The organism is Reinekea sp., from assembly GCF_982785585.1.
Window position 1 is genome coordinate 167,130 of sequence record NZ_CEYAVF010000001.1, and the last position, 24,378, is coordinate 191,507.

Annotated in this window: 25 protein-coding genes; 18 read left to right on the top strand and 7 right to left on the bottom strand. The window is 55.2% G+C overall.

The window, feature by feature from the left end:
- Positions 1-225 precede the first annotated feature (225 nt).
- Positions 226-1,587: a ribonuclease J gene (locus tag AC4FIC_RS00900; RefSeq protein WP_273285742.1), complete on the top strand. Its 1,362-nt coding sequence runs from the start codon at positions 226-228 to the stop codon at positions 1,585-1,587.
- A gap of 28 nt (positions 1,588-1,615) precedes the next feature.
- Here AC4FIC_RS00900 and AC4FIC_RS00905 read toward each other — a convergent pair whose 3' ends face one another.
- Positions 1,616-2,392 (bottom strand): phytanoyl-CoA dioxygenase family protein, encoded by a 777-nt coding sequence (locus AC4FIC_RS00905; RefSeq protein WP_100255711.1) that lies wholly within the window; start codon positions 2,390-2,392, stop codon positions 1,616-1,618.
- A 222-nt stretch (positions 2,393-2,614) separates the two neighbouring features.
- On the opposite strand from AC4FIC_RS00905, the gene AC4FIC_RS00910 reads away from it, so the two are divergent.
- Genes AC4FIC_RS00910 through AC4FIC_RS00925 form a run of 4 tightly spaced genes read left to right on the top strand, consistent with a single transcriptional unit; the run spans position 2,615 to position 5,360 of the window.
- Entirely contained in the window at positions 2,615-3,082 is a 468-nt protein-coding gene (locus AC4FIC_RS00910) for a rubrerythrin family protein (RefSeq protein WP_100255712.1), read from the top strand.
- 50 nt (positions 3,083-3,132) lie between these two features.
- The gene (locus AC4FIC_RS00915; protein ID WP_100255713.1) at positions 3,133-3,306 is read left to right on the top strand and encodes a rubredoxin; all 174 of its coding nucleotides are present in this window, start codon (positions 3,133-3,135) and stop codon (positions 3,304-3,306) included.
- Positions 3,307-3,317: 11 nt separating this feature from the next.
- Positions 3,318-4,436, top strand: coding sequence for an NAD(P)/FAD-dependent oxidoreductase (locus AC4FIC_RS00920; RefSeq protein ID WP_100255714.1), 1,119 nt, complete (start codon positions 3,318-3,320; stop codon positions 4,434-4,436).
- 3 nt (positions 4,437-4,439) lie between these two features.
- Positions 4,440-5,360, top strand: a complete 921-nt coding sequence (locus AC4FIC_RS00925) for a hydrogen peroxide-inducible genes activator (protein WP_100255715.1) — start codon at positions 4,440-4,442, stop codon at positions 5,358-5,360.
- Here AC4FIC_RS00925 and zntR read toward each other — a convergent pair.
- Positions 5,326-5,733: a Zn(2+)-responsive transcriptional regulator gene (gene zntR / locus AC4FIC_RS00930; protein ID WP_100255716.1), complete on the bottom strand. Its 408-nt coding sequence runs from the start codon at positions 5,731-5,733 to the stop codon at positions 5,326-5,328. The two genes, AC4FIC_RS00925 and zntR, sit on opposite strands and share 35 nt — an antisense overlap.
- Positions 5,734-5,924: 191 nt before the next feature.
- On the opposite strand from zntR, the gene AC4FIC_RS00935 reads away from it, so the two are divergent.
- Positions 5,925-6,209 carry a MazG nucleotide pyrophosphohydrolase domain-containing protein gene (locus AC4FIC_RS00935; protein WP_273285743.1) on the top strand — a complete coding sequence of 95 codons (285 nt, stop codon included), beginning with the start codon at positions 5,925-5,927 and terminating at the stop codon, positions 6,207-6,209.
- A 36-nt stretch (positions 6,210-6,245) separates the two neighbouring features.
- Here AC4FIC_RS00935 and AC4FIC_RS00940 read toward each other — a convergent pair whose 3' ends face one another.
- From AC4FIC_RS00940 to AC4FIC_RS00960, 5 genes are all read right to left on the bottom strand, one after another.
- Positions 6,246-6,860 (bottom strand): 3'-5' exonuclease, encoded by a 615-nt coding sequence (locus AC4FIC_RS00940; protein WP_100255718.1) that lies wholly within the window; start codon positions 6,858-6,860, stop codon positions 6,246-6,248.
- Positions 6,861-6,954: 94 nt separating this feature from the next.
- Complete coding sequence (locus tag AC4FIC_RS00945) at positions 6,955-7,737, bottom strand: hypothetical protein (protein WP_100255719.1); 783 nt, start codon at positions 7,735-7,737, stop codon at positions 6,955-6,957.
- 105 nt (positions 7,738-7,842) lie between these two features.
- Positions 7,843-8,259, bottom strand: coding sequence for a GFA family protein (locus AC4FIC_RS00950; RefSeq protein WP_100255720.1), 417 nt, complete (start codon positions 8,257-8,259; stop codon positions 7,843-7,845).
- A 390-nt stretch (positions 8,260-8,649) separates the two neighbouring features.
- Positions 8,650-9,387 (bottom strand): NUDIX hydrolase, encoded by a 738-nt coding sequence (locus AC4FIC_RS00955; protein WP_273285745.1) that lies wholly within the window; start codon positions 9,385-9,387, stop codon positions 8,650-8,652.
- Positions 9,374-9,838, bottom strand: a complete 465-nt coding sequence (locus AC4FIC_RS00960; RefSeq protein ID WP_273285746.1) for a TetR/AcrR family transcriptional regulator — start codon at positions 9,836-9,838, stop codon at positions 9,374-9,376. The genes AC4FIC_RS00955 and AC4FIC_RS00960 overlap by 14 nt, the downstream gene beginning before the upstream one ends.
- Before the next feature lie 144 nt (positions 9,839-9,982).
- On the opposite strand from AC4FIC_RS00960, the gene trpB reads away from it, so the two are divergent.
- The 12 genes from trpB (at position 9,983) to AC4FIC_RS01020 (ending at position 24,369) form a co-directional block, all read left to right on the top strand.
- Positions 9,983-11,245, top strand: a complete 1,263-nt coding sequence (gene trpB / locus AC4FIC_RS00965; RefSeq protein WP_100255723.1) for a tryptophan synthase subunit beta — start codon at positions 9,983-9,985, stop codon at positions 11,243-11,245.
- Complete coding sequence (gene trpA / locus AC4FIC_RS00970) at positions 11,245-12,012, top strand: tryptophan synthase subunit alpha (RefSeq protein ID WP_273285747.1); 768 nt, start codon at positions 11,245-11,247, stop codon at positions 12,010-12,012. The genes trpB and trpA overlap by 1 nt, the downstream gene beginning before the upstream one ends.
- 390 nt (positions 12,013-12,402) lie before the next feature.
- Positions 12,403-12,885, top strand: coding sequence for a type VI secretion system contractile sheath small subunit (gene tssB / locus AC4FIC_RS00975; RefSeq protein ID WP_100255725.1), 483 nt, complete (start codon positions 12,403-12,405; stop codon positions 12,883-12,885).
- A gap of 77 nt (positions 12,886-12,962) precedes the next feature.
- Positions 12,963-14,405 (top strand): type VI secretion system contractile sheath large subunit, encoded by a 1,443-nt coding sequence (tssC, locus tag AC4FIC_RS00980; protein WP_100255726.1) that lies wholly within the window; start codon positions 12,963-12,965, stop codon positions 14,403-14,405.
- Positions 14,406-14,521: 116 nt separating this feature from the next.
- Positions 14,522-15,037, top strand: coding sequence for a type VI secretion system tube protein TssD (tssD, locus tag AC4FIC_RS00985; protein ID WP_100255727.1), 516 nt, complete (start codon positions 14,522-14,524; stop codon positions 15,035-15,037).
- A gap of 81 nt (positions 15,038-15,118) precedes the next feature.
- The gene (gene tssJ / locus AC4FIC_RS00990) at positions 15,119-15,985 is read left to right on the top strand and encodes a type VI secretion system lipoprotein TssJ (protein ID WP_476194198.1); all 867 of its coding nucleotides are present in this window, start codon (positions 15,119-15,121) and stop codon (positions 15,983-15,985) included.
- 88 nt (positions 15,986-16,073) lie between these two features.
- Positions 16,074-17,450, top strand: a complete 1,377-nt coding sequence (gene tssK, locus AC4FIC_RS00995) for a type VI secretion system baseplate subunit TssK (RefSeq protein ID WP_273285749.1) — start codon at positions 16,074-16,076, stop codon at positions 17,448-17,450.
- A 4-nt stretch (positions 17,451-17,454) separates the two neighbouring features.
- Complete coding sequence (locus AC4FIC_RS01000; RefSeq protein WP_476194787.1) at positions 17,455-18,114, top strand: DotU family type IV/VI secretion system protein; 660 nt, start codon at positions 17,455-17,457, stop codon at positions 18,112-18,114.
- Positions 18,115-18,195: 81 nt separating this feature from the next.
- Positions 18,196-21,714: a type VI secretion protein IcmF/TssM N-terminal domain-containing protein gene (locus AC4FIC_RS01005; protein WP_476194786.1), complete on the top strand. Its 3,519-nt coding sequence runs from the start codon at positions 18,196-18,198 to the stop codon at positions 21,712-21,714.
- A 3-nt stretch (positions 21,715-21,717) separates the two neighbouring features.
- Complete coding sequence (locus AC4FIC_RS01010; RefSeq protein WP_476194785.1) at positions 21,718-23,307, top strand: type VI secretion system contractile sheath domain-containing protein; 1,590 nt, start codon at positions 21,718-21,720, stop codon at positions 23,305-23,307.
- Positions 23,308-23,344: 37 nt separating this feature from the next.
- Positions 23,345-23,830 carry a type VI secretion system tube protein Hcp gene (locus tag AC4FIC_RS01015; RefSeq protein ID WP_100255733.1) on the top strand — a complete coding sequence of 162 codons (486 nt, stop codon included), beginning with the start codon at positions 23,345-23,347 and terminating at the stop codon, positions 23,828-23,830.
- Positions 23,831-23,913: 83 nt separating this feature from the next.
- Positions 23,914-24,369: a hypothetical protein gene (locus AC4FIC_RS01020; protein WP_100255734.1), complete on the top strand. Its 456-nt coding sequence runs from the start codon at positions 23,914-23,916 to the stop codon at positions 24,367-24,369.
- Positions 24,370-24,378 lie beyond the last annotated feature (9 nt).

The window sequence follows — 24,378 nt, forward strand, 5'->3', positions numbered from 1 at the left end:
AGACTAGCCATTTTTGGAACTAAACCTGAGGCGCTCGGTCATCGACCTAACCGGTAGATCAAGCTCTGTCGATCATGCTGTGCCTGTGTCGAGAGCCTGTAAAGGTGGTGCATTGCGCCGGCGCGGCTAACATCTGCCGGCTTTAAAGGTCGCGATAAGGCCCCTGTCATCGTATCATCCTGGTAGATCGGTCGCGCGACCGAGTATTTGGTTTATTAAAAAGGAATGTTCACCATCTCCACTCTCAGCCCCAGCGAGCACGACCTCTGGTTTCTGCCCTTAGGCGGTACCGGTGAAATCGGCATGAACCTCAATCTGTACGGCCATGCCGGCAAATGGCTGATGGTCGATTGCGGTGTCACCTTTAATGCCAGCCTGAGCCCAGATGCCACGACCTTGCATGAGGTAGTCAGTGCCGATCCGAGCTTTATTGCCGACCGGCACGAGGATTTGGTCGGCATCGTGATCACTCACGCGCATGAAGACCACCTCGGAGCGGTGCCGCAACTCTGGCGTCGGTTTCGCTGCCCGGTCTACACCACCGCCTTTACCGCTGAATTTTTGCGCCGCAAGCTGGCCCAGGTCGGCCTGGCGGGCAAGGTGCCCATTATAGAAGTTGAATCGCGTGCACGCATCGATATTGGCCCGTTCAATGTTGAATGGTTACCTCTGACGCATTCCCTGCCCGAGCCGCATTCCCTAGTGATTCGCACCGCTGCCGGCAATGTGTTCCACACCGCCGATTGGAAGATCGACTATCAGCCGGTGGTGGGTGAACCCTTCGATCCGTTGCCGTTTCAGGAATTGGCGCACGAGAACATCACCGCCATGGTGTGCGATTCCACCAACGCCAATCGACCCGGCCGTTCGCTCTCGGAGGGGGAACTCTATGACGGCCTGTATGAGTTAGTTGAGGCCGCCGAGGGCCGTGTTGTGGTGGGCTGTTTTGGTAGTAATATCGCGCGGCTTATTACCTTGGCGAAAATTGCGCAACAAACCGGACGTTATATGGCCTTGCTCGGGCGGTCCTTGCAGAATATGGTCAGTACCGCCCAGGCGACCGATGTCTGGCCCAAGGATCTGCGCCTGATCGAAGCCAGTCATCTGGCCTACTTGCCCAAGTCGGAAGTCTTATTGGTCGCCACCGGCAGTCAGGGCGAACCGCGTACGGCGTTGAATCGGCTTGCCAACAACAGCCATTACGCTTGCGAGTTGGACGCCGGCGATACGGTGATCTTCAGTTCAATCGTTATTCCGGGTAATGAGCACAGTGTCGCCCGGCTGATTGCCGCGCTGGAACGCAAACAGGTGCACATAGTGGTCGCCAAGGCTGCGGCTAAACCGATCCATGCCTCCGGTCACCCCTGTGCCGATGAGGTCGCCGAGCTGTATCGTTGGGTTCAACCGACAATCGCTATCCCAGTGCACGGTGAAACCGAGCATTTGCACGCCAACGCCGCAATTGCTAAGGCGGCCTTTGTGCCCATCCAGCTGGTGGGCACCAATGGCGACCTCTATATTCTCTCGGGTCGGGTTCGAATTCGACCTCAGGTGGTCAAGGCCGGGCGTATTGCCCTAAAGCAGTAGGTGGTTTCGATTGCTCTCGGCACGCGTCTCAGTCGGCCAGTCTAATGCCCGATAGGGCCGCCGATCGACTCCCAACTACCGGGCCATTGCGGCCATCGTGGTAAGTGAAGACCAACGCATATTTGGTGCGGTTACTGTGGTTCGGTGCTGCGCTGTGCAGCAGTTTGCAGTGAAAAAACAGCACCTCACCGGCGGCCAAGGTCAGATCGACCGCCTGTGCCAACAGCGGTTCATTGTCAGCGCGGTCGGGATCCAAAAAAAGTTGTTGGTCAAAGCGCTCGCTCGCTAGAGCCAGTCGATGACTGCCCGGCACCACCCTCAGTCCGCCATTTTCGCCGCTCTCGTTGCCCAGCGCCAGCCAGACACTGATCAACTCAGGCAAGTCGAACGCCCAATAACGAATGTCCTGATGCCAACCCGTGGCACTGCTAAAGCGTGGATTTTTAGTCATTAGGCAATTGTGGTGCACTCGATTGAGCACCACGCCAGGACCGTCCAACAGGGTCGCCAGACTCTCAACTACGGCCTTGTTGGTCGCCCAGGCTTGCCAACTGCGGTGCCGACCGTGCGCGCCTAACAGGCGCCGCACCGTGCTGCCGCCCCGCGCCTGGACAGAGTCCGGTGCGCCGGGGTAGCCGGTACTGGTTTCCAGCTCCAAGGGTTGTTGGGCGTCGAGCAACTGCTGCTCGGCCGCATCCTGCATACGGGCCAATTGGGCCGTATCGATAAAGCCGCGCTCGGTCGCGTTGAGTATCAGGTAGCCCCGAGTATGAAACTGATCGATTTCTTCAGGCGTAAGCGGCACGGCGGGTCCAGCTATAAATTAGGAAGCTTATTCTGCATAAGTTGCTGACCAATGTCGAAGCCATTTACGGCTTAAATCGCCTGGCTTTTTCAGAATTAGGTCGCGCCTGCGAAAGCTGATCACTTTAAGTGGTTTGTTCAATATATAATATTGATTTTATTCGTTATAAGCGATTAAATAACCTAGGTAAGATCTGTTTCCTAACCAACTGAGGAACAGATTATGAGCCAAACCATCAAAAACCTAGAAGCCGCCTTTGCCGGCGAAAGCATGGCCAACCGTAAATATCTTTATTTTGCCAAGCATGCCCGTCGCCTGGGGGCGGAGAATGTGGCACAGATATTTGAGGCCACCGCTGAGCAAGAAACGAAGCATGCTCACGGCCATTTAGAGCTATTATTTCCACCCGACAGCCTGAGCGTCGAAACCATGTTGCAACTGGCCATCGATGGGGAGACCTACGAATACACTACTATGTATCCGGAATTCCGTAATACCGCCATGCTCGAAGGCAACCAAGCGGCCGTGAACGAAATGGATGAGCAGATCGAGGAGTCAAAAGAGCACGCTGAATTATTCAGCCGACTGCTGCTAAAGGCGGAAAAGCGTTTTGCGGCCCTGGCCAAGGTCGAGCAGCGTCATGCTCAACATTATCAAGCTACCTTGGACAACCTAAAGTCCAATCCTTAGCCCTAGCCAATATAGCCGAGTTAACCCGAACCCCATTGGAGAACAGCACTATGAGTGATTTTAAAAAGTTTGAATGTATCGTCTGCGGTTTTATCTATGACGAAGCCTTAGGCCTGCCCGAGGAAGGGTTGATCGCCGGCACGCGCTGGGCAGACATCCCTGACGATTGGGCCTGCCCGGAATGCGGCGTGGCGAAAGAAGACTTCGAAATGGTCGAACTTTAGTAGGAACCTTTATGAATCTGGTAATAATTGGCACCGGTATGGCAGGTTATACGCTGGCCCGGGAAGTGCGTAAAAAGGACCCACTCGCCCGGATCACGCTGATCACGCGCGACAATGGCGACTCCTATAGCAAGCCCATGCTGTCCAATGCCCTCGCCGTGGGCAAGTCACCGGAGCAGCTGATTCTGTCACCGGCGGCTAAGATGGCCGCCCAATACGATCTGCAGGTTCTGGTGCAGACCCAGGTGACGGGCATCGATCGCGACCGACAGCAGGTGCTGACCGACCAGGGACCAGTCGACTACGATCAACTGGTCTTGGCCTGGGGGGCTGAACAGCTGCACTTACCCACGGCCGGTGACGGCGCCGATCAGGTGGTGCGCGTCAATCAGATTCACGACTACCAACTGTTTCGCGAGCGCCTGGCAAAGGCGGATCGGGTAGCGATTATCGGTCCGGGTCTGATTGGCTGTGAATTCGCCAATGACCTGCTCCATGCCGACAAACAAGTCACGGTAATCGGTCCGGATCCATGGCCGCTGGCGAGCCTGTTGCCTGAAACAGCCGGTCGTTTTGTCGAGCAAAAACTGACCGCAGCGGGCGTACAGTGGCAGTTGGGCCAGACCGTGGCCCGAATCGACCAAGCTAAGGCGGGCTTCACGCTAACCCTGTCCGATGATCAACACTTGGAGGTCGATCTGGTGCTCAGTGCAGTCGGCTTGAGACCCAATGTCGATCTGGCCAGCGCCGCCGGTCTGACGGTCTCGCGTGGCATAGTGGTCAACCCGCTCGGCCAAACCGATGATCCCCGTATCTCGGCACTGGGGGATTGCGCCCAATACGGTGAGCGCTGGTTGCCCTACATCATGCCCATTATGCATGCTGCACGGGCACTGGCGGCGACTCTGACCGGAACGCCGACCGATATCGTCTTTCCCCTGATGCCGGTGGCGGTGAAAACACCGGCCGTGCCGATCAGCTTGGTGCCGGCGCCTCCAGGCGCACGCTGGAGCTTTATCGAGCAGGACGAAGGGTTGGTGGGTCGGGCAAAGTTGGACGAGCGAACCGTTGGTTTTGTCTTGCTCGGGCCGCAAACTTTGCGGCAAAGCTTGGTTAAGGAGCTTAGTTGAGCCATGGCGGTGCACTATCCGAGCTTTAAACAGCTGCAGTACTTAGTCGCTCTTGTGCGAACCGGTCATTTTGGCCAAGCTGCGGAGCTGTGTTTCGTCACCCAATCGACCATGAGCGCCAGTATTGCCGAGCTGGAATCCCTGCTCGGGGTGCAGTTGGTCGAGCGGATTAATAAGCGCAACATCATTATTAAGGCCGAAGCCAAACGGTTGGCCGCCGATGCGGAACAGCTGTTGGCCTTGGCGGACCGCTGGCTGGGTTCGGCGGATCCGACCCAGCGGCCGATCGCGGCGTTAAAAGTTGGGCTGATCCCCACCATCGCGCCCTTTTTACTGCCACGCCTGCTACCGGCGGTGCATCGGCAAACATCTCCCTTACGCTTGGAGAATAGCGAAAAAACCAGTAACGAGCTGGTCCAGGCGGTCACATCGGGGGCACTCGATGTCGGCATCTTAGCGCTGCCGTTCGACACCGAGACGCTGCAGGTTATGCCGCTATTTGATGATCGCTTCTATGTCGCGCTGCCGCGTGGCCATTCACTGGCGCCAGCCACTAGCCTGAGCGCGGCAGATCTGCTTGGGCACAAGTTGTTGTTGCTCGAAAAAAGTCACTGCCTGAGCGGCCATACCCTGCAAGTCTGCCAGTTATCGACCGACAACGAGGTCGCCGGATCCAGCCTGTTCACCCTGATGCAGTTGGTGGCCAATCATCAGGGCATCACCTTGGTGCCGCAATTGGCGGTCGCAGCCTTGAGCGCACTTGACAGTGGCCTGGTCTTTATTGAGTTTCGGGAACCGGGGCGGCACCGCGAGGTGGCCTTGGTCGTGCGCACCAGTTGGGCGAACCAAGCCGGGGTGATGCAGTTGGCGGGGCTCATTCGTGAACTGATTAGTGGTCCTGAGGCTGATCAAGGGCCTCGATAATCGTACAATACTCGGCGCTTTCGCTGCCACCGCAGCAGGCGTTTGAGAGTTTGTGCAATGCGCTTAACATCTGCGTCAGTTGGTCCCTCTTGTGCGTCACTTCCTCTATCTTGCGATCGGCCAAGCTCTTGGCTTCGGCGCAGACATGGGCGGATAAGTCAGACCGAATCGATAGGAACACCCCGACCTCGTCCAGATTGAAGCCAATCTCGCGGGCGCGTCGAATAAAGACGGCGGTGTCCAAATCGCCCTGGCTATATAGCCGATAGTTGCTCTGCGTGCGAGTGGTGGCTCGCAGTAGGCCACTTTTTTCATAAAATCGCAGGGTGTGGGCGGATAAACCAGACTTTTTTGCTAATTCACCAATTTTCATCGTCGCTCCTTGAGGTGCGTCTGTGCGCTTAGGGCCGAGTATAAGGCTTAGCGCTACATTTAGAGTCAGTTTTGTCAGTCGCCTTGCTCGGCATCAAGACGCGCGTTTTTTGATGAACTTTCGTTGCCGAGCGGGCACAATCGAGCGCAACAGTCGGCCAGCCGTCGGCCCAATTCAGAGCGAGGCGTCCCATGAAACTAGTCGAACTGCAGGCCCATATCCAAGCAGTTGATACCCTAGACCGGCCCGATCCCGGTTACTTTTTAAAACTGGTTGAAGAGGTGGGTGAATTGTCGGAAGCCATCCGTGCAGAAAAGGTTGGCCAGCCCACCCTGAGTGAGCTGAAGGGGTCCATCGCCGAAGAGCTGGTGGACGTGTTGTATTACGTCGCCGCGCTGGCCAATCTATATCAGATCGACTTGACCACCACTTTCGAACTGAAAGAACAGCTCAATAAGATAAAATACCAGCGCTGATCGGTCAATATTACTGAACTGTGCTAGCGCAAACGGCTAGCTCGGCACGGCCAATAATCGGGCGATACCCGGCTTGGGCGTTTTGCACAGTTTCTGCATCAACGCAAAGGGGATTTCGCTGCGCTGGTAAGTGGTGCGGATGCTTGCCAATATCGCGAGCCAAAGCTGTGCGGTCATCTGAGAGTCATACAGGGCCCGGTGAAAATCGCCGGTCGATTCGATGTTGCAGTAGTCGACTAGGGTGCCTAAGCGATGGTTCGGGGCGGACTGGAAGACCCGCCGCGAGACTAGAAGTGAACAGGTAAACTCGCCAGCATAGGGCTTGTTAATGCGCTGCAGTTCGGCATCGAGAAAGCGTTTATCGAACGACGCGTTGTGCGCCAATAAGTTGCTGGTGCCGATGAAGTCAGCAAACTCGGCCATCACCTCGCCACAAGGCGGCGCATCCTTGAGCAGCTCATTGCTGATACCGGTATAGTTTTCAATAAAGGGCGACACTCGCCGACCCGGGTTCATCAGTGACTGAAAATGCTCGGTGACACGACCGTTCTCGATGCGCACCGCACCAATCTCGATCGCCCGATCACCTTGGTCGGGTGACAGGCCGGTGGTTTCAAAATCGAGTACAACCAGTGAATCGGCGTTGGCCATGGGTTTCCCTTCTGATAGCGCGGACTGGCAATACAGCTGCCCGGTCGCTTAGGTCGAGGAGTCTAACCGAAACCCGAACCGATGCCAGTGCCAATTATTCCGCCCCAGAGGATCCAAAGCGATAATTGAGCAGGGCAAAGAGGTTCAGTTGGAGCGGTTGTACTGCAGCGACTTCCTGCACCAGGTCATTATCCGGGCGGCTGAGCGTCGTTGACAGCAATAATCGGGTGGCGTCATTGAGCCGATAGATAGCAAATATATTGGCTTCGGCACCCCGGTAGTGACCTTGTGCTAGCGGTTGCGCGATATCGAGTTTTTGTTGTGTGAAGGCTTTGTTGTCTTGCAACCAGGCTAGGGTGCCAATAACGGTGAGGCGCCATTTTTTGCTGATAAAGATCGGCGCTCCGAGTGATACTTTTTCACTCAGTTCATCAGTCCGATCGTCAAAACCAACCGAGCGCTCATAACCTAAGGGGCCGAGGGTGGTTCCGAACCGGCCTGCCAACCCGTCGCTATACTGCAGTGCCGCATTGAAGCCATAACGGAACCAACCGCGTTGCCCACCGACACTCATGCTGCTGCTCGGATAACCGACGCTCAGTTTGGTCTGCAGCGCGGCCGATTCCAAGCTGCGCCAGTTGATGCCGTTGATACCCAGACCAAACTGTTGCCATTGATAGCTGAGGCCAGGCAGTAGCATCCACTGTTTGGTGTCGGTCTGCAGGCCGGGAAAGAAGGGTTTTTCGACGACATCGGCGGTTAGATCCGAAGTCACCAGACCCACGCCCAAGTTGAGACCGGTATCGTCATAGGCATTCGCCGAGAGAGCGGCCAAGGAGGTGGCCAGAGCCAGGCTTACTAAACGTAGGCGATTCAACGCAATATCTCCGAATTCAGGGTGTTGAAATTACGCTTTGGTAACGCAATTGGATCTGTGCCGATGCTTTTGGCCGGACCGCCTGGCCCGATCTCTGGGTGTTGGTTAGGCGCCTTTTTCGGCGGTGGGTACGCCTTCGGGCAACTGAAACCAGTCCTGCTTTTCGCTTACCCAGATATGGGCAGAGGGGTTGAGCACTCGGGTGTCGTCCAAGTTGCTGGCCTTCAACTTGATATTATTGGGTTCAGCCGGGTTCACATGATAGATCCGGTTGCCGCAGGTCGGACAAAACTTAGCGCTGCTGAGATTGCCGCTGTCGCAGGTTCGACTCCAATCCGCCATGGCACCATGAAACACCAGCTCGCTCGCCAAGACCACGGCGGTGATGCTAAAGGCGCTGGTCGACAATTTCTGACATTGAACACAGTGACAGGCAAGGACCTTTAGCGGCGCGGAAAGCAGCTCATAGGTCACGCCGCCACACTGGCATGAGCCCTTGATCGGAAAGCTAATATCACTCATTTGTTGCTCCATCTTATTATGATTAGGTTGGATTCGGATTTGTAGGGCTCAACACCTGGCCGTCGAGAACTTTAATACACCATCGGCATTTTGCTCAGTTAAATGTATTCTCCCACGGTCTGGTACGCGATGAGTATCGTTATCGGCTGGTTTTTCATTCAGTAGAATTGAACTTGGCTGCCAGATTGGTCTGGTTTTATAATCGAATCACCTCTCAAATATTGGCTCAGTAAGCAGCCGATCGAAGACCTAAACCTGCGGTGTAACTGCAGTAAGCCTCGGCCGCCTCGGTCCCGCTGTTGGCCCGTCGCACGGCGCCTTGTCGTTAACGAGTGGGTGACAAAGCGCTGGCCCAGCAGCCCTAAGACGGTCCAGAATGCTTAGCGCCGTTTAGGGGACCAGCAGGATTTCTCGGCTGCCGAGTGGATCGGGGTCAAACTCGAAAGCATTCGGCGTTAAGCCACTGCTGTCGGTGAGCGATGCCACCAGGTGGCGGTGAAATCGACTGCTTTGGCTGTCGGCCAAAAAATCGGCGACCGGCATCCAGACGGCGGCTTCTATCTCGGCGGTGTCCTGTATTTCGATCGTTGTACTTAGCGCGGTAAGCCGGCAAACCAGGTATAGGTTGCCCTTGTTGTATTGATGGGGGTACTTGCCGATTAAGCCGACCAGTGCGCTAAAGCTAGCCCGAATCCCGGTTTCTTCGCGCACTTCACGTTCGGCGGCCCGTTGCACCGACTCCCCCATATCGACATAGCCGCCGGGCAATTTAAAACCCTGTCCGCGCATCATGCGATCGCGAATAAGCAATACCTCGCCCGCCGGGTTTAACACCAGCCCACCGACGCCAAGGGTGTGCGTCGGTGCGAAGGGGGCATAGGCGTCGGCCTGGATCCGCAGCACCAGGGTCAGTTCCTGTTCTTGACAGAGCTGGAAGACAAAGCCTTGCTCGGTAAAGCAGGCGATCAGGTGGGCCTGGTGAATCGGTAAGGTGAGCCAGACCAGCTGTTTACCCGCGTCGCTCAGTTGGCCGATCAGTCTGCTTAGCTCGTCGGGTGATACCCTGTCGGCTGTCAGCTTGATTTGGGCACCATTAAAGAGGTCATAACGAACATCAAAGGGTTCCATCGAACAGGTGCCTCAGCAAAAGATGGCTGAAGTGTGCCTCTATTGGGTGCGGATCGAAACCCCGTTCGAGCGCCCAGCGCGTAAGTTCGTCACGCCAGGGCCGATCGAATCCGGCCTGAAAACACGCCTTAGCCGCCGGACATCGGCCGTTCTCACCTATTACCAACCTATACAGCCCCAAGCTGGTGGGGCTAAAGCAGTCCCGGTCGAGTTGGTCGGCGAGCTCGTCCAAGGTGGCGGCCGCCAGCCGAGGTGCGGGCCGATCGCGCAACCAGACCTGAAGCACATAGCAGAGCAGCGCCGCCTTGTCGGGAAAATGGTTGTAGACGGTGGGTTTGGATACCCCAGCATTTTTGACCACCATATCCACCGAACTGCCCTTAAAACCGAATTCCAGGAACAGCGGCAGGGCAGCATGGGCGATCTGGTCTTTCTTTGAATTCTGGGCCATAAAAACTGCTTGATTGTCTAATTGTCTTGGTGCAAACTTTACTAAACCGTTTAGTTAATGTCACGCCCTAATGGCTTCATCGGGTGGCGCGCTGCAAACCAGCCTAAACGACATGTCCAGCTCAGCTTCAACTAAGGAATTATGATGATACGCAGCAACAATGGCTTTTTTGGTGAATTCGGCGGCCGCTATGTGCCCGAAATTCTGCTCCCAGCCCTGCAGCAGCTGGAGACCATGTTCTTTGAACTGCGTGAAGAGCCATCGTTTTGGCAAGAATATCTCACCCTTACCCAAGAATTCAGTGGCCGCCCGACGCCGCTGACGCCGTTGCGACGGCTGTCGGCCCAGCTAGGTGGAGCCCAACTCTGGCTCAAGCGGGAAGACCTGAATCATTCCGGCGCGCATAAGATGAACAATGTGCTCGGTCAGGGCCTGTTAGTCCAGCGTATGGGTAAGAAGCGGGTAATCGCTGAAACCGGCGCCGGTCAGCACGGCTTGGCGACGGCCATTATGGCGGCCCGCCTGGGTTTGGACGCGACCATCTATATGGGTGCTGATGATATTGAACGGCAATACTCAAATGTCTTTTGGATGCGCCAATTGGGCGCGACGGTAGTCGGCGTTGAGACCGGTGCCCGGACCCTCAAAGAAGCACTCGATGAGGCCCTGCGCGATTGGGCCGCGAGCGTGGAAACCACGCACTATGTGCTCGGTACCGCCTGTGGTCCGGCCCCCTTCCCGGAAATGGTCAGCTACTTCCAGAGTGTGATTTCGCAGGAGATGAAGGTCCAGTCTCTGGCGCAGATTGGCCGCTTACCCGATGAGGTGGTTGCCTGTGTCGGTGGTGGTTCCAATGCCATGGGCGCGTTTTCCGCTTTCCTCGATGATCCTGAGGTAGCCTTAGTGGGTATCGAGGCGGGCGGCATCAGCTTGGCGCCCGGCCAGCATTCGGTCCGGCTCTTGCCCAATACCGCCGAGACGGGCATTGCCCAAGGTTATAAGACGCTGTTTTTGCAAAATGAGGATGGCCAGCTCGGCGATACTCATTCTATTGCGGCCGGTTTAGATTATGTTGGCGTATCGCCGATCCTGGCCCATCTGAGCCAAACCGGACGGGTTACCCCGGAAAGCGCGCTCGACCATGAAGTGACCGATGCTTTTAAACTCCTGATGAAAACGGAGGGCATTATCCCTGCGATGGAATCGGCCCATGCCCTAGCCGGTGGTTTCAAGCGTGCCAAGAGCATGCGCCCGGATCAACATGTCATTATTAATTTGAGCGGCCGTGGGGACAAAGACATTTTCAACATAGCGCGCGCCTTTCCGCAACCAGAGTGGTCTGAATTTTTAGAGCGCGAAGCGGTGCGTGCCAAAGAACTGTTTGCCGCCAGCCAAGGAGAAAGCTAATGCTGCCGATTCAACACGCCAAATTACAGGTAATGTCCCATGCCGTGGTCGGCTTTCCATCCTTGGCTGAAAACGAGCTCGCCATCGCCGGCCTGGTCGAGGCCGGGGTCAAAATGATCGAGTTGCAGGTGCCCTTTAGTGACCCAGTGGCCGATGGCCATACCCTGGTCAACGCCTGTTATGAGGCGCTGAAGCAGGGCGGCTCGGTGCGCGCGACGCTAGAACTGGCTAAAACCGTGAGTGCTCGCCACCCAGAGGCCACCTTTGTGCTGATGAGCTATCTCAATCCGCTCTATCGCTACGGTTTGGAGAAGCTGTTCGAGGACGCCGCGGCAGCCGGCTTTAAGGCGATGATCATTCCCGATATGCCAGTAGAGGAATTGGAGCCCTGGTTGCCCAAGCTCGACGCCCTAGGTTTGGCGCCGGTGCTGATGGTGACGCCGAACACCGCCGAGGTGCGCATTGAAAAGATCGCACGCGCCGCGCGCGGTATGATCTATGTGGTGTCCCGCATGGGGGTAACCGGCAAGCAAACCCAGTGGGGTACCGAATTTGAGCAGTATGTCGCCCGTATCCGCCAACATACCGACCTACCCTTGGCGATCGGCTTTGGTGTGCGTGCCGCGGAAGATCTCAAGGCCCTGACCGGTGTCGCGGAGGTGGCAGCCTTCTGTTCGCGCTATATCGAATGGCAGCGCGATGAAGGCAGCGCCGTAGCCGGCGAAAAAATGGCTGCCCTGTTGACCGAATCCGGCCTCAACGCCTGACCGCAAGGGGCCGATACGGGCCCCTTGCTCCCTTTTTATGTTAGCGCGACCTACCTTGTAAACTGGCCCGAAACGTCGGCCAACTTAACCGCCCTTTCGGGCCTTATCAGGCTATCTACTGCTGGTTTTTCTTATTACACTGTATTATTCTCAGGACTAGCTAGTCTAAAAGAACACTGTGATTCCAGATTTTGCAGTAGCCTCACGCCAGCAACAACAATAATGAATGTAAGAGAATAGCTTAGTCCAAATACCAATGACCGTACTGACAGGGCAAATTCACATTAACTCACCTTCGAAGTGCACCGTTCATAGCATAGATTTTTTATCCGCGCGCTCGGGCCTTAGCTCGTTAGCTCGTTATATATAAGAGGACTTCGAGGAGGAGTTATGGCTAAAAATACGACGGGTAGTGTTGCCCCCAAAGAGCGTATTAACATTTCGTACCGTCCAGCAAACGGCACTACGACCGAGCGGGTTGAGTTGCCATTTAAGATGATGGTATTGGGCAAGTTTTCAACGGAAGACAATGCCAGTCCCTTGGCCGATCGCTCACCGATCAATATCAACAAGGCCAATTTCGATGAAGTCATCGAAAATCTCGGCGTGACCCTCAACTTTAGCATCGAAAATCACCTGACCGATGGGGGTGAAAATATCGATGTGCACCTGCCGGTCAGCAAGATTAAGGATTTTGAGCCCGACTCGATCCTTGATGCCATTCCAGAGTTGCGTAAAACCATCGAAGCCCGTAATGCGCTCAAGGCTTTGAAGGGACCCATTGGCAACGTGCCGGGACTGCGCAAGACGCTCAAGCTGATGCTTGAGAACCCGGACAAGCGCGATCAGCTAAAACACGAATTGGGTCTTTAAGAGACACCAAAACATTCGACGCTGCCTAGTCGGCGTCTGCGGTTCATATAATTGGATAAGAAATAGAGGGTTTTGCGATGAGTAAGCAAGCTCAATCACTCCTAGATGAGGTCATGTCACAGACCCGCCTAGAAGAGCATAGCGATGGCTTCGATCTGGCCAAGGCCGGTGTGCAACGGCTTTTGTCGGGCATGCTGGCGCAACAAGACGAGATGGTTGTTAAGGTCGATAAAAAGGCCGTAGACGATATGATTGCCGAGTTGGACGCCCGTCTGAGTCGACAAATGGATGCAATTTTGCATCATCCAGAATTCCAAAAAAGCGAGCGCAGCTGGCGTGGGTTGCAGTTTTTGGTCAATCGCACCAACTTTGATGAAAATATCAAGATCGAACTGCTTGATGTTACCCTCGATGAGTTGAAAGAGGACTTCGAAGACGCGCCCAAGCTGAGCCAATCGGCTTTTTATAAGATTGTGTATACCCAGGAATATGGCCAGTTTGGTGGCGAGCCTGTCGGTGTGGTCTTAGGCGACTATAACTTCAGTTATGGTGCGGCCGATGTTGAGTTCCTCAAGCAAATGGCAGACCTGAGTTCGGTCACCCATGCGCCCTTTATCAGCTCGGCCGCCCCAGCAATGTTCGGCTTACAGGATTTTTCTGAATTGGCCAGCCTGGCGGAAGTCGAATCCATCTTTGACGGCCCGCAATATAAGGCCTGGCAGGGTCTGCGCGAGCACGATACCGCGCGCAGCCTGGGTTTGGTGTTGCCTGATTTTATGGGTCGTGTCCAATACGGCGTTAACAAGCCGGTTAAAACCTTTGAATACGCCGAAACCGTTCAGGGCAAAAGCGATTACCTCTGGTCTAACTCGGTCTATGCTTATGGCACTCGTTTGACCGAAAGCTTTGCCAACTACCGCTGGTGTCCGAACATTATCGGGCCTCAATCCGGTGGTGCGATCCTCAATATGGCGGTCAATGCTGTTGAGCGCGATGGCGCCCAAGGTCTGGATGGACCGGTTGAAACGGTCATTTCCGACCGTAAAGAAATGGAACTGTCCGATCTGGGTTTCATCTCACTGTCCTTGCGTAAAGGCTCTGATAACGCCACTTTCTTCTCATCGAACTCGGTTCAGCGGCCTAAGATATTCGGCTCCGATCCGGAAGAGAAGGCCATGGAGCTTAATTATCGGCTGGGTACTCAGCTACCCTATCTGTTTATCGTCAACCGCTTAGCGCACTATATCAAGGTTCTGCAGCGTGAAAACCTGGGATCTTGGAAAAGCCGTGCCGATCTGGAAAGCGAACTGAACAAGTGGATTCGCCAGTATATCGCCGACCAAGAAAATCCATCGCCGGCAACGCGCAGCCAGCGGCCATTGCGTAAAGCGGCGATTATCGTCACTGAAGTCGATGGCGAAGCGGGTTGGTATGAAGTGGGTCTGGAGGTTACGCCGCACTTTAAGTTTATGGGCGCAAACTTCACCCTGTCGCTGACCGGTGTGCTGGAACGAGCCTAGCGTTGAACGTCTAGTGTGCTAATTAGAGAAAAAGACCTACGGTGTCGCCTGCCTTGATAGCAGCAGGCACCGTTGGTTTTTGGTTTGATCACTAACAACCTATTAAGGAAGAGATCATGGCTACAGATATTTTCATGAGTATTGAAACCGAAGAAGGCGATTCCATTACTGAAGGCGCATGCACCAAAGAAAGCATCGGTGCCTATTTCAAGTCAGAACACGAAGATGAGATCTATGTTGTTGGCTTCGCGCAGAAGGGCAGCATCGCAACCGATCGTCTGAGCGGCCAAATCACCTCGTCCCGCCGACACGAATACCTACGTATCACCAAATTGATCGATAAATCGTCGCCGCTGTTGTACCAGCTGCTCGCAGAGCCGAAGGGCCTCACCTGCTCGATTATGTTCTTTCGCAGTGCCGACACCGGCAGCGATGGCCAGCCAGTGCATTACTATTCGATCGAATTGGAAGGCGCCAAAGTAGTCGAGATCGAAACCATTTCGCCCAACATGTTGGACGCCAGTTTCGATGACTTTATGCCCTATGAAGAGGTGAAGTTCACCTTCAACAGCATTACCTGGAATCATGAAACGGCCTCGAGCACCTCCACTGATAATTGGTCTGGTGAATAAGGGTTTAGTATCTTGCAGCGCAGTCGGGTAACAACAGCGCGAGGGTGTCAAGTCGGTCTAGCGGTAACGCTGTGCCTACTGGTGACCAGCTGTGCGCTGCTTAAAAAGCCGCCGCAAGGCCAGGCCTGGGACGGGTCGATCGAAACCTATGCCCCAGGCATGGTGGTACAGCCTATGGCCTCGGCAGAGGTAGCGCAGGACTCACCCCAGGCCAATGACAGCGCCTTGCCACTGGGCTTGATCGGGGCTAACCCGGCTGGTGGTGGGGTGGGCATGGTCCAGCAGCTGTTGAGTAAGGCCTTGCCTGGAGTGGAGCTACCGGTTACCAGCGAGGTGCCGACGCAAAACCTGACTGCTGCGGAACAGGCCAGTCAGGCCAGTGAAGACCGCACCGGCTGGCAGTGGGACGATCGAGCACGCAAATGGACCCTGACGGCGAGTACAATTCCCCAAGCGCAGGAATGGCTGTATGAGAACGAGGCCCTATTGCTGCGCATCTCAGCCCAGGACGAACTCAATGTCTTTGAGGGCGCCAGTCATGCCACGGTGGTCAAGGTGATTCAACTCGATAACCCCAAGAATTTCAATCGACTGCGTCAAGACCCCTTTGGTTTAGCGGATATGCTGACTCAGTCGGCATTGGATGCCAGCTTTTTGGCCGAAAAGCAGCTCTATCTGATGCCCGGCGGCAGCATGACCCTGACCCTTGATCGAGAAGAGGGCGTACGCTATGTGGGTATTCTGGCGGGCTATTATCGGCTCGATGAATACAAAACGGTGACCCGTTTGATCAGTATCCCGGCCGTATCAGAATCGTTAGAAACCGGCTTACTTACCCGTCTGTGGCCGCTCAACAAAGAGGTCGTGCGTCAGCGCCCGGCGCGCTTGAAGATCTGGTTAGATGCGGGCGAACAAGAAATAGCTTCGGTGGCTATTCAGGTTAATTGACCTGTGGCCGGGCCGTCGAATAATGAACCAACAGCGTTATCAGCCAATAGTCGCTGACCGTGACTATTGATAGGAATCGAGGCACATCATGCATAAACCACTTTACTGGCATCATGGTCTGTTTTTGCAGCCGCAGCATTTTCAGTATCAGGACCAGGCCCTGCACGCCACCATCGACAAGGTCTGGAAAACCCTTGCCGGAGATCACTGGGGTGTTATCTCAGCCAAGCTTGATGAAAATCTGTTGGTCGAAAACATCGTGCAAGTTCAGACTGCCGACCTAGTGTTTCAGGATGGCACCTGGGTGCAGTTGCCCGACACCGCAACGGTGACGCCGCTGGTCTTAAGCAGTGAAGCCTTTGGCGCGGATGCCAGTCTAATCGTCTACCTGGCCCTGCCCAAGCATCGAATCAACCAGAAGGCGCTCGGACAACGCTATCTGGACACGGAGAGCCCCGTGCCGATGCCCGATCTCTATCAGGGTGGCGACCCAATCGATATTCCGGTGCTAACCCACAGTTTGCGCATTGCCCTCAAGCATAGCCAATATTCGCCGGGCACAGCCGCAGATGGTCAGTATCTGCAACCGGAAGAACAGTCAATTCCGATCGCCCGCCTGGTTTGGCGCAACGATCGCATCGAACAGGACGCTGAGTTCATCCCGCCTAGCCTAGTAATTGCTGGCGTGCCGGCGTTGCAGCACCTGGTTGGCAGTTTGCTCAAGGAGTTGCTTGACCGTTGTCGCCAGCTGGAAGACTACAAGGGTGGTCAGGACAATGGCGAGTTCAGCAGTCGCATCTTCCGCTTCCGTCTGGCCTTGCAAACTCTAAGCCGCTACACCGCGCAGCTCGATCATATTAGCGCCTCCAAGCGAGCCACCCCTGATGAGCTGTATCTCTGTCTGAAGCAGCTCTTGGCGGAAGTGAGTGTTTTTACCCCGCGCGTCGATGTACTTGGGCAACGCGGTAGTAATTCTGAAGCTCTGAACTATGAACACAGAAAAGCCGATCGCTCTTTTAAACAGCTCAAAGAGCGCCTGTTAGAGACACTCAATGAATTGTCCGTGCGCCCCGAGCGCCTAGTGCGTCTGGAACCGTCCGGAGTGGATCGACTGCAAGCGGTCTTGCCGGCGGATTTTGCCAAAAACCTAAGTCGAGTCTTTATGATTGTGCGCAGCACTGCGCCGGTCAGTGACTGGCGCGATGACTTGTTGGCCTTTGCCAAGCTGGCGCCCGCCAATCTCCTGCCCACTCTATTGGACAAGGCGATCCCCGGTATCGAAATTGTGGCCGAGGCGAACCGTCCAGAGGGACTGCCTCAACGCCCGAATTCGTGGTATTTCCGACTAAATTTGGACCACGCCAGCGATCTGCTGCACGCCATTAAACAGGGTGAGGATTTGGTGCTCTATTGGCCTGACCGACCAGATGATATCTCAGTCGAACTGGCCCAACTCAAAGGATAAGTCTATGCATTTGGTCGATTGTTTCGTCGATGTGTTCACCTTTGTCCGGCAATTGACCGCCGTTGACAGTGAACCCATGTCCGACACCGCCGTGCGTCAGCGCCTCGATGAACTGCTGGCCACCAAGGCCCATCTGGCAACAGAGGGGGGCTACCAGAGTCAGCATTATGATGACGCCAAATTTGCTGTGGTCGCATGGCTCGATGAAAAAATTATTGGTTCCGATCTGTCTATCAAGGATCAATGGCGCACCGAGCTAGCGCAAAAGCATTATTTTAATACCGTTAAAGGAGGTCAACTGTTCTTTGAAAAACTCAGTGCCCTCGATCAGTTTGACGCCTTCGAGATGGATGTCCGGGAGGTGTTTTTCTATTGCTTGGCGTTCGGTTTTCACGGCAAATATTATACCGATGCCGGCGTCCAGGAGCTGGCCGCCATTCGAACGGCGAATTACCAACTGCTGATGCAAAAGCAAGGCGTGGCGGATACCAAGGCGATGTGGTTTAGCCAGCAACCGATGGCCGGTGGAGATGCCGATGTCGGCGCGAAGCCTCAGGGCTGGGCGCTGATGTACGGCGTGCCCTTGCTGGTGGTCACGGTTGCGGTGGCCTGGATGCGAGTCGATCTATTGGGTTTGATAGAAAATTTGGTAAAAACACTGTAAGCCAAAGGTGTCCGTTACAACAGGCCTGCTGCGGCAGGGTTTTTGACGGCTAAACAGACAAAAAAACAGGAAACAAACTCCATGAGAATGGTGCTGAAAATATTTTATCTGGTCCTGATCTGGGGTGTGGTTACCGCCATCTGTCTGGGGGCCAGTTACGTCATCAATGGTGAGAATATGCAGCCGGGCTTCGGCTGGGCCGGCCTTATCTTTGCCCTATGGCTGAGCTGGCGCCTGTTGCGCTGGATGTTTATCCGCTATAAAGCGCGCTCCCGTGCCATGCATCTGGCGAATTTTGAGCCGGCCGTCGTCGGCGAGAGTACGAGTTTTTGGTCGAAACTGGCAACGAGTTGGGTCAAGCCTGGGGTCGACCAGCGCCTGCACGCCGTGCTGCGGTTCTTGTCCAGCAGTCGCTTAGCGCGCAATCAAAATCCCAAATACGCGCTGCCTTGGTTTGTCGTCGTGGGTACCCCGGCCGCGGCCATAGAGGCCACCCTTGCAGCGGCCAATGTCGGCAAGCCGAGTGTGGATCAGAGCGACTTTAACAGCCCCGATTTCGAAACCCGCTGGTGGTTAACCAACCAGGCGGTATTGATTTCCACCTCGACCTCCTTAACCAGCAGCGCCCCTCAGCTGGACGAGTGGTTGCGCCTGTTGCGCCTGTTGCGAACTCAACGGCCGGCCAACCCGGTTAACGGTTTTGTCGTGGCCCTGTCGATCAGTGAATTGATAAACCGTTCTGCCGATGAGCTGGCCGAGCTGGGCGAGCTGTATCGCAAACGAATCGACGAGGCCATGAGTCTTACTGGTGTCAAGATGCCCGTCTATATACAGCTGACGGGCGCTGAACAGCTGCCGGGCATGGCGGTCTTGATCGACCTGATGAGTGACGCCGAACGTGATCAATTTTTTGGGGTCTTGAATCGAGATGGCATCGGCAGCGACGAATTTATGGGTCAGTTTATCGACCATGTCACGGAGACCATTCAGAAGCGTTCTCTGACCTACTTGCTGCAACATGAATCGGCACATTCGTTAATTGAGCTGCCGTCGACGCTGCGCGGTTATTCAAGCAAGCTGTCGGCTTTCGTCAATGGCTGCTTCCAGGTCAGTGCGTTCCAAAACACCCCAGACATCCGCGGCATCTGCCTGAGCGCACAGATAACCACTGAGGACGGTTACACCAAGCCGGCTTTTGTTAAGGTTTTTCTCGAACAGATTCTCGCCGCCGAAAATCGATTAGCGGGCATCTTGCCCGAGGCCGAGCAACGTCAACGGCAAATGCGTAACGGCCTGTTTGGCGGCTACCTAATGGTCTTGGCACTGGTGCTGGGTCTGCTCGGCTATAGCTACGTCGGTCATCGAAACTTTGTCGGTGACCTGCGCGAGCAATATGCTGGCACATTGGTTGAGCGCCAAGACGCGTTCTTAAACATCAATATCTTTTATCGCCTGCAGACGGTGATTAACGCCCTGGATGGTCGTATCTGGTTTCCCTGGATCACCCACAATCGTTTCGTTGCAGACGTGAAGATGAACTTCGTCAGTCGCAGTGACGTGGCATTGCTGGTTCGGTTGGAAAGCGATCTGAAGATCAAGGCGACCGAGGAGCTGCTCGTCGGTCGTGATATCAAGCTAATGGGTCAGTTTGTTAATACGCTGATCGATCAGATTAATTGGCTTGAGGCCTACACCAGCGGGACGCGCGGCAAGGAACTGACGGCTCTGGCGCCGCCCTATTCGCTGACGTTCCCAACTCTGCCGGACTTTGTCGATCAGGAGCAGGTCGATCGATTAAATAGCGTGTACCGTGCCCACCTTGACTGGAGTGGTGACGGCGAGCTGGTGACCCAAGATCTCGAAGCCAAGCGCGAACTGTTGGAGCAAATCTTGGTGGAATTCCCCGGGCAGTTCTCGTGGATGATCGAATGGGCCAACAAGGTCGCCTATGGCGACCGGGTGCAGCTCAAGAATTATTGGCGCGGAGGCGCAACCCTGGTAAAAAAGCATGAAGTCCCGGGCGCCTATACTGTCGGTGGCAAAGCAGCCATTGACGCGCTCTTGGACAGCATGGAACAGATCAGTGGCATTGGCTTCGACGACTTAGGCGACCGCATTGCCTTGCCTGAGGATGCACCGGCTTACCTGGTTGAATTGCGCCTGTTTCGCGAGGACTATTACAGTGAGTATTTAAAGCAGTGGGAAGACTTCCTGATCAACTTTGGCGACGGGGCTCAGGTGCTGGCTAACCAGGATGATTGGCAGGGTTTTGTCGAAAATTTACGCAATGCTAAGAACCCGTTCTTTTTAGTGCTGACCGAGGCCAACAATCAACTGATCGATTTCATCGGCACCGAGCGCGAGCCGGACTGGTTGTATCTGATCGACTATTACAATCAGGTGCTGGCCCTGCTGGGCCAAACGGCTCCGGGGGGTGGCGCCGACAACAAGGCCGCGACCAAAACCGCGATCAAGCTGATCAGTAAGCTGGGCTCGGGCGGCAAGGCCATCGCTAAGATGGCGAAAACCGTGCAGAAAACCCAGAAATCACTCGACAGCGGCGGTGGCGCGGGCCCTTCACCGACCGAGATGCAATTGGCCATGGCTGACGTGTCCGATATGGTTCTGCTCTATCAGCAAGGCCTGAGCGATATTGTCGCCAATTCCTCAAAGCGCTTGGTGTCTCTGGCGGCCATGCGGGAAAATTTTCTCGCGCCGCGCAACCCCGGTGGTGGCACTACCGCCTATGCTCAGGCCTGGAAAGCGGTCTCGGCCATTGAAACCCAGCTCGGGCGGGAAAAGGCCAGCACCAAAGCTTTTTGGCGAATTTTTAAAGGATCGGTGGTTGCCAGTCAGCGTTATCTGATGCAAGAAGCGACCTGTGCTGTGCAGGAACAATGGCAGAATCAATACTTGGCCAACCTCGATGGCGTGCCGCTTACCAGCGTGCCCAATCTAGCCTATGTCGAGGAGGGCCTATTGTGGGCATTTCACGATGCGGTCTTGGCGCCCTTTGTAAAAAAAGGCAATGGCGTATTCAGCGCCAAGAAGCTTGAAAATGCCTCGTTGGCACTCACCCCAACGCTCTATCAGTATCTCAACAATGGTTCGGCCTATCGATTTAATAATAAGCCGTTTTATCAAGTCTTTATCGATGCTAAGCCGATCTCGGTCAATATCAACGCGACCCTGTTGCCGCATGAAAGCAAATTGACGCTGGTGTGCCCGGAACGCGAGTATTTGCTGCGTAACAATAACTTCCCAATCAGTCAGATGATGCAGTGGAGCGATACCTGTCAGAGCTTTGAATTGAGTATCGCCGTGGGCCGTTATGTGGTGAAGAAACAATACCCCGGCGCGCTTGGCTTTGCGCGCTTTGTGCAAGAATTTAAAGATGGCACCACGCGCCTACCCATAGCGCAGTTTCCAGAATTTGAAGATCGGCTCGCGGCCTTAGGTATCCGATATTTCGACCTCAATTTCCGCTTTAAGCAACATATGCCGATGCTCAATCGGTTGGCCACCAGTCAGCTGGCCACGCCGCCGATCGTCGCTGACTGTTGGGATCTAAGTACCACCACCCTAGCCATGGAGCTCTAAGCCATGGCCCTAACGCCGCTGTTTAAAAGTGCCAATATGCCGACTGGGATGAGCGCGGTACGTGCCCTGGTGGTGGGCCAATTGGGTCATCGGCTGTGGCAAAAGATGGATATCGACATTGCCAATTTTGATCAGGTTATTGAGCGCATGGCGCCGCAAGTGGATCTGCGTCTCGCCGATGGTGATCGAGTTGAGCTGCGCTTCAAGCGCTTGGTGGATTTTCAACCGACTCAATTGCTGACCTGCAGCGCATACTTCATCGCCCTGCAAGCGGCGATGCAGGCCCTGCGCCAACAGGCGAGCGGAACGACCGAGTTCGCTGATTTCGCCAGCCTAGCGCCCTGGGTCAGTTGGCACGAGCAGGACCGGCCCAACAGCGAGCAACTGTGGCTGCGCTACAACGAGTTGCGTGCCCTGCTGGAACAGAGCGTGGCCGAGGTGCTAGCGCATCCTGACTATCAGCTGTTGGAACGCAATTGGACCCTAGTGCATCAGCTTGTCAGTAATCTCAAGGCCGATCAGGTTCAGGCCGACCGCAGTGAGCCCCACTATCGCATCACCTTGCTTAACCTGAGCAAGGCCGAGCTGGTTGAAGATCAGAGCAGCGTGTCCAATCCGCGGGACAGCCAATTCTATGCCCTAGTTTACGGCGATGAACTTGGGCAGTTCGGCGGCGTCCCCTATCATCTAGCCAGCTTTCAATTTGACCTTAGCGACCGTCCCGCAGACCTGGAATTGTTGGCCGCACTCGCCGTGACCGCGGCCGCAGCGCAATGTGTGCTGAGTGTCGCCATAGCGCCAAGCCTCTATCTGGACGCGACGCTAGCCGATGAGCCTTTGAGTCAACCGCGCTTTTACGCATGGCGGGCGTTGATGGAGTCACCCCTCAGCCGCTATCTGCTCTTATCGGCCGGGCAGTATGCCTACCGCGCCGCGCACCGTTATCAAACGCTTGCCTCGGGTATCGGTTTTGCCGAGTCCTTGCCGACGACCCATTGGGCTCACCTGCACATCTGGCATATCTACGAGTTTGCCCGTTCGCAACTGCGGGTCGGTACCGCCTTGGCCAGTGCCGAGCCGTGCGACCTGCGGCCGTTGCAAATGCGCTCTTGGCCTGCCGATGCCAGTCGGCGCGTGGATGAACGACTGAGCCCAGAGCGGCAACAGATTCTCGCCGATCTGGGCATTAACAGTTGTCTGAGTAACCAACAACGTATGGCCTTCGCGCCCCGTTTCCAAATGCGCGCCGGGCTGGCATCGCTCGGCCCAGAATACTCCGTGGCCCAGCAGGATTTACACAGCGAGCTGCTGCTGCTGCAAAACCAGTTTGCCCGCCACCTCAAGGTGCTAATCCGGGAAGGGTTGGGCCACGGCAGTCCGGATGAAATAAAACAGATGGCCCAGAAATGGCTGCAGCCCTTCGTGCAGAGTCCGGGCTTGGTTAGTCGCTCGCAGTGGCAACGGCAACCGCTTGAATCGGTCCAGCTGGACTGGCACAGCGACGCTCAGGGTGGGCAGTTATTGAATATTGCGCTGCGCGCCCGCTTACCCGATTACGACCGGGCAGTCGATTTGGTGCTGCAATGGAACTGAATAAAATCCATGACCCTATTTGTATAAGGACGTCGAGATGGCAGGTTTATTAAACATCAGTTCGAGCAGTGGCCCGGTGGTCGAAAACAATGTGCTGTTCGATATGCGGCATGGTTTGGGTTTGGGTGGTATTCAGACCGACGCGCGTGGCTGGGTAACGGTCAATGATGCCTTCTCGGCGAGCAATCAGACTCTGCGTCATCAGACCTTACAGCTAGTGCGTGCCGTGGATGCTTTCACGCCCCGGCTGATGTCGGCCTTGACCAACTATGAGTTGTTTCCCAAGGTCGAGGTGGTCTGGCACTGGGTTAATAAGGAAACCGACGCCGTTGAATACGATTATCGTATCGTGCTCGACGATGCCCAGCTGATCTATGCCGCCCCGTGGGACTTTATCTCCGACGATGGCATCTTGAAGGAATTGTTAACCTTCAGTTATCGAGAGATTTCCTGGAAATATCTCGGTCCAGAACCCGGAACTGGGGACTTTATCAGCGAAGCCAGTTCGGAAGGTTTCTTCTAAGATGGTCATTTACCTCGGTCATCGTGCGCGCTTGGCCACATTACTGCGCGGTGCATTGGCACCCATCATTAGGAGACGCTGCCGTGCGCCTGCTTGAACGCATGCTCCAAGCCAAACCGGCCAAGCTGGGTTTTCGCCATAAGAGCCAAAGCCATGCCGAGCAACACCAGGCGTCGGTTCTAGAGTATCTTGAGCAGAGTCTGAACCACCGCCTGCAACCGGGTGCTGGCGAGTACGGTCGGGCATACCAACAGTGGTTTCCGGCGTTGAATCGCCTGACCGACGAACAAAGTTGGCCGGATCTATGCGCTTACTTAGCGCATATGGAACCGCGTATTCAGCACCTGTCGATTCGGGCCTTTCGGGACAGCGAAGGCAGCCAAGTAGTGCAGGACTTTGTGCGCAACCGGGAGCAGAATCGACAACCGGACTTGGTTTTTGTACTGCATTTTGAACTCATTGCCGACCCCGCAACGCCGCATGAGCGGGCGGTGTTAAAATTGAGCAATGGAAAAATTCACCTCGCCTTAATGGGGTAGGTTATCAGT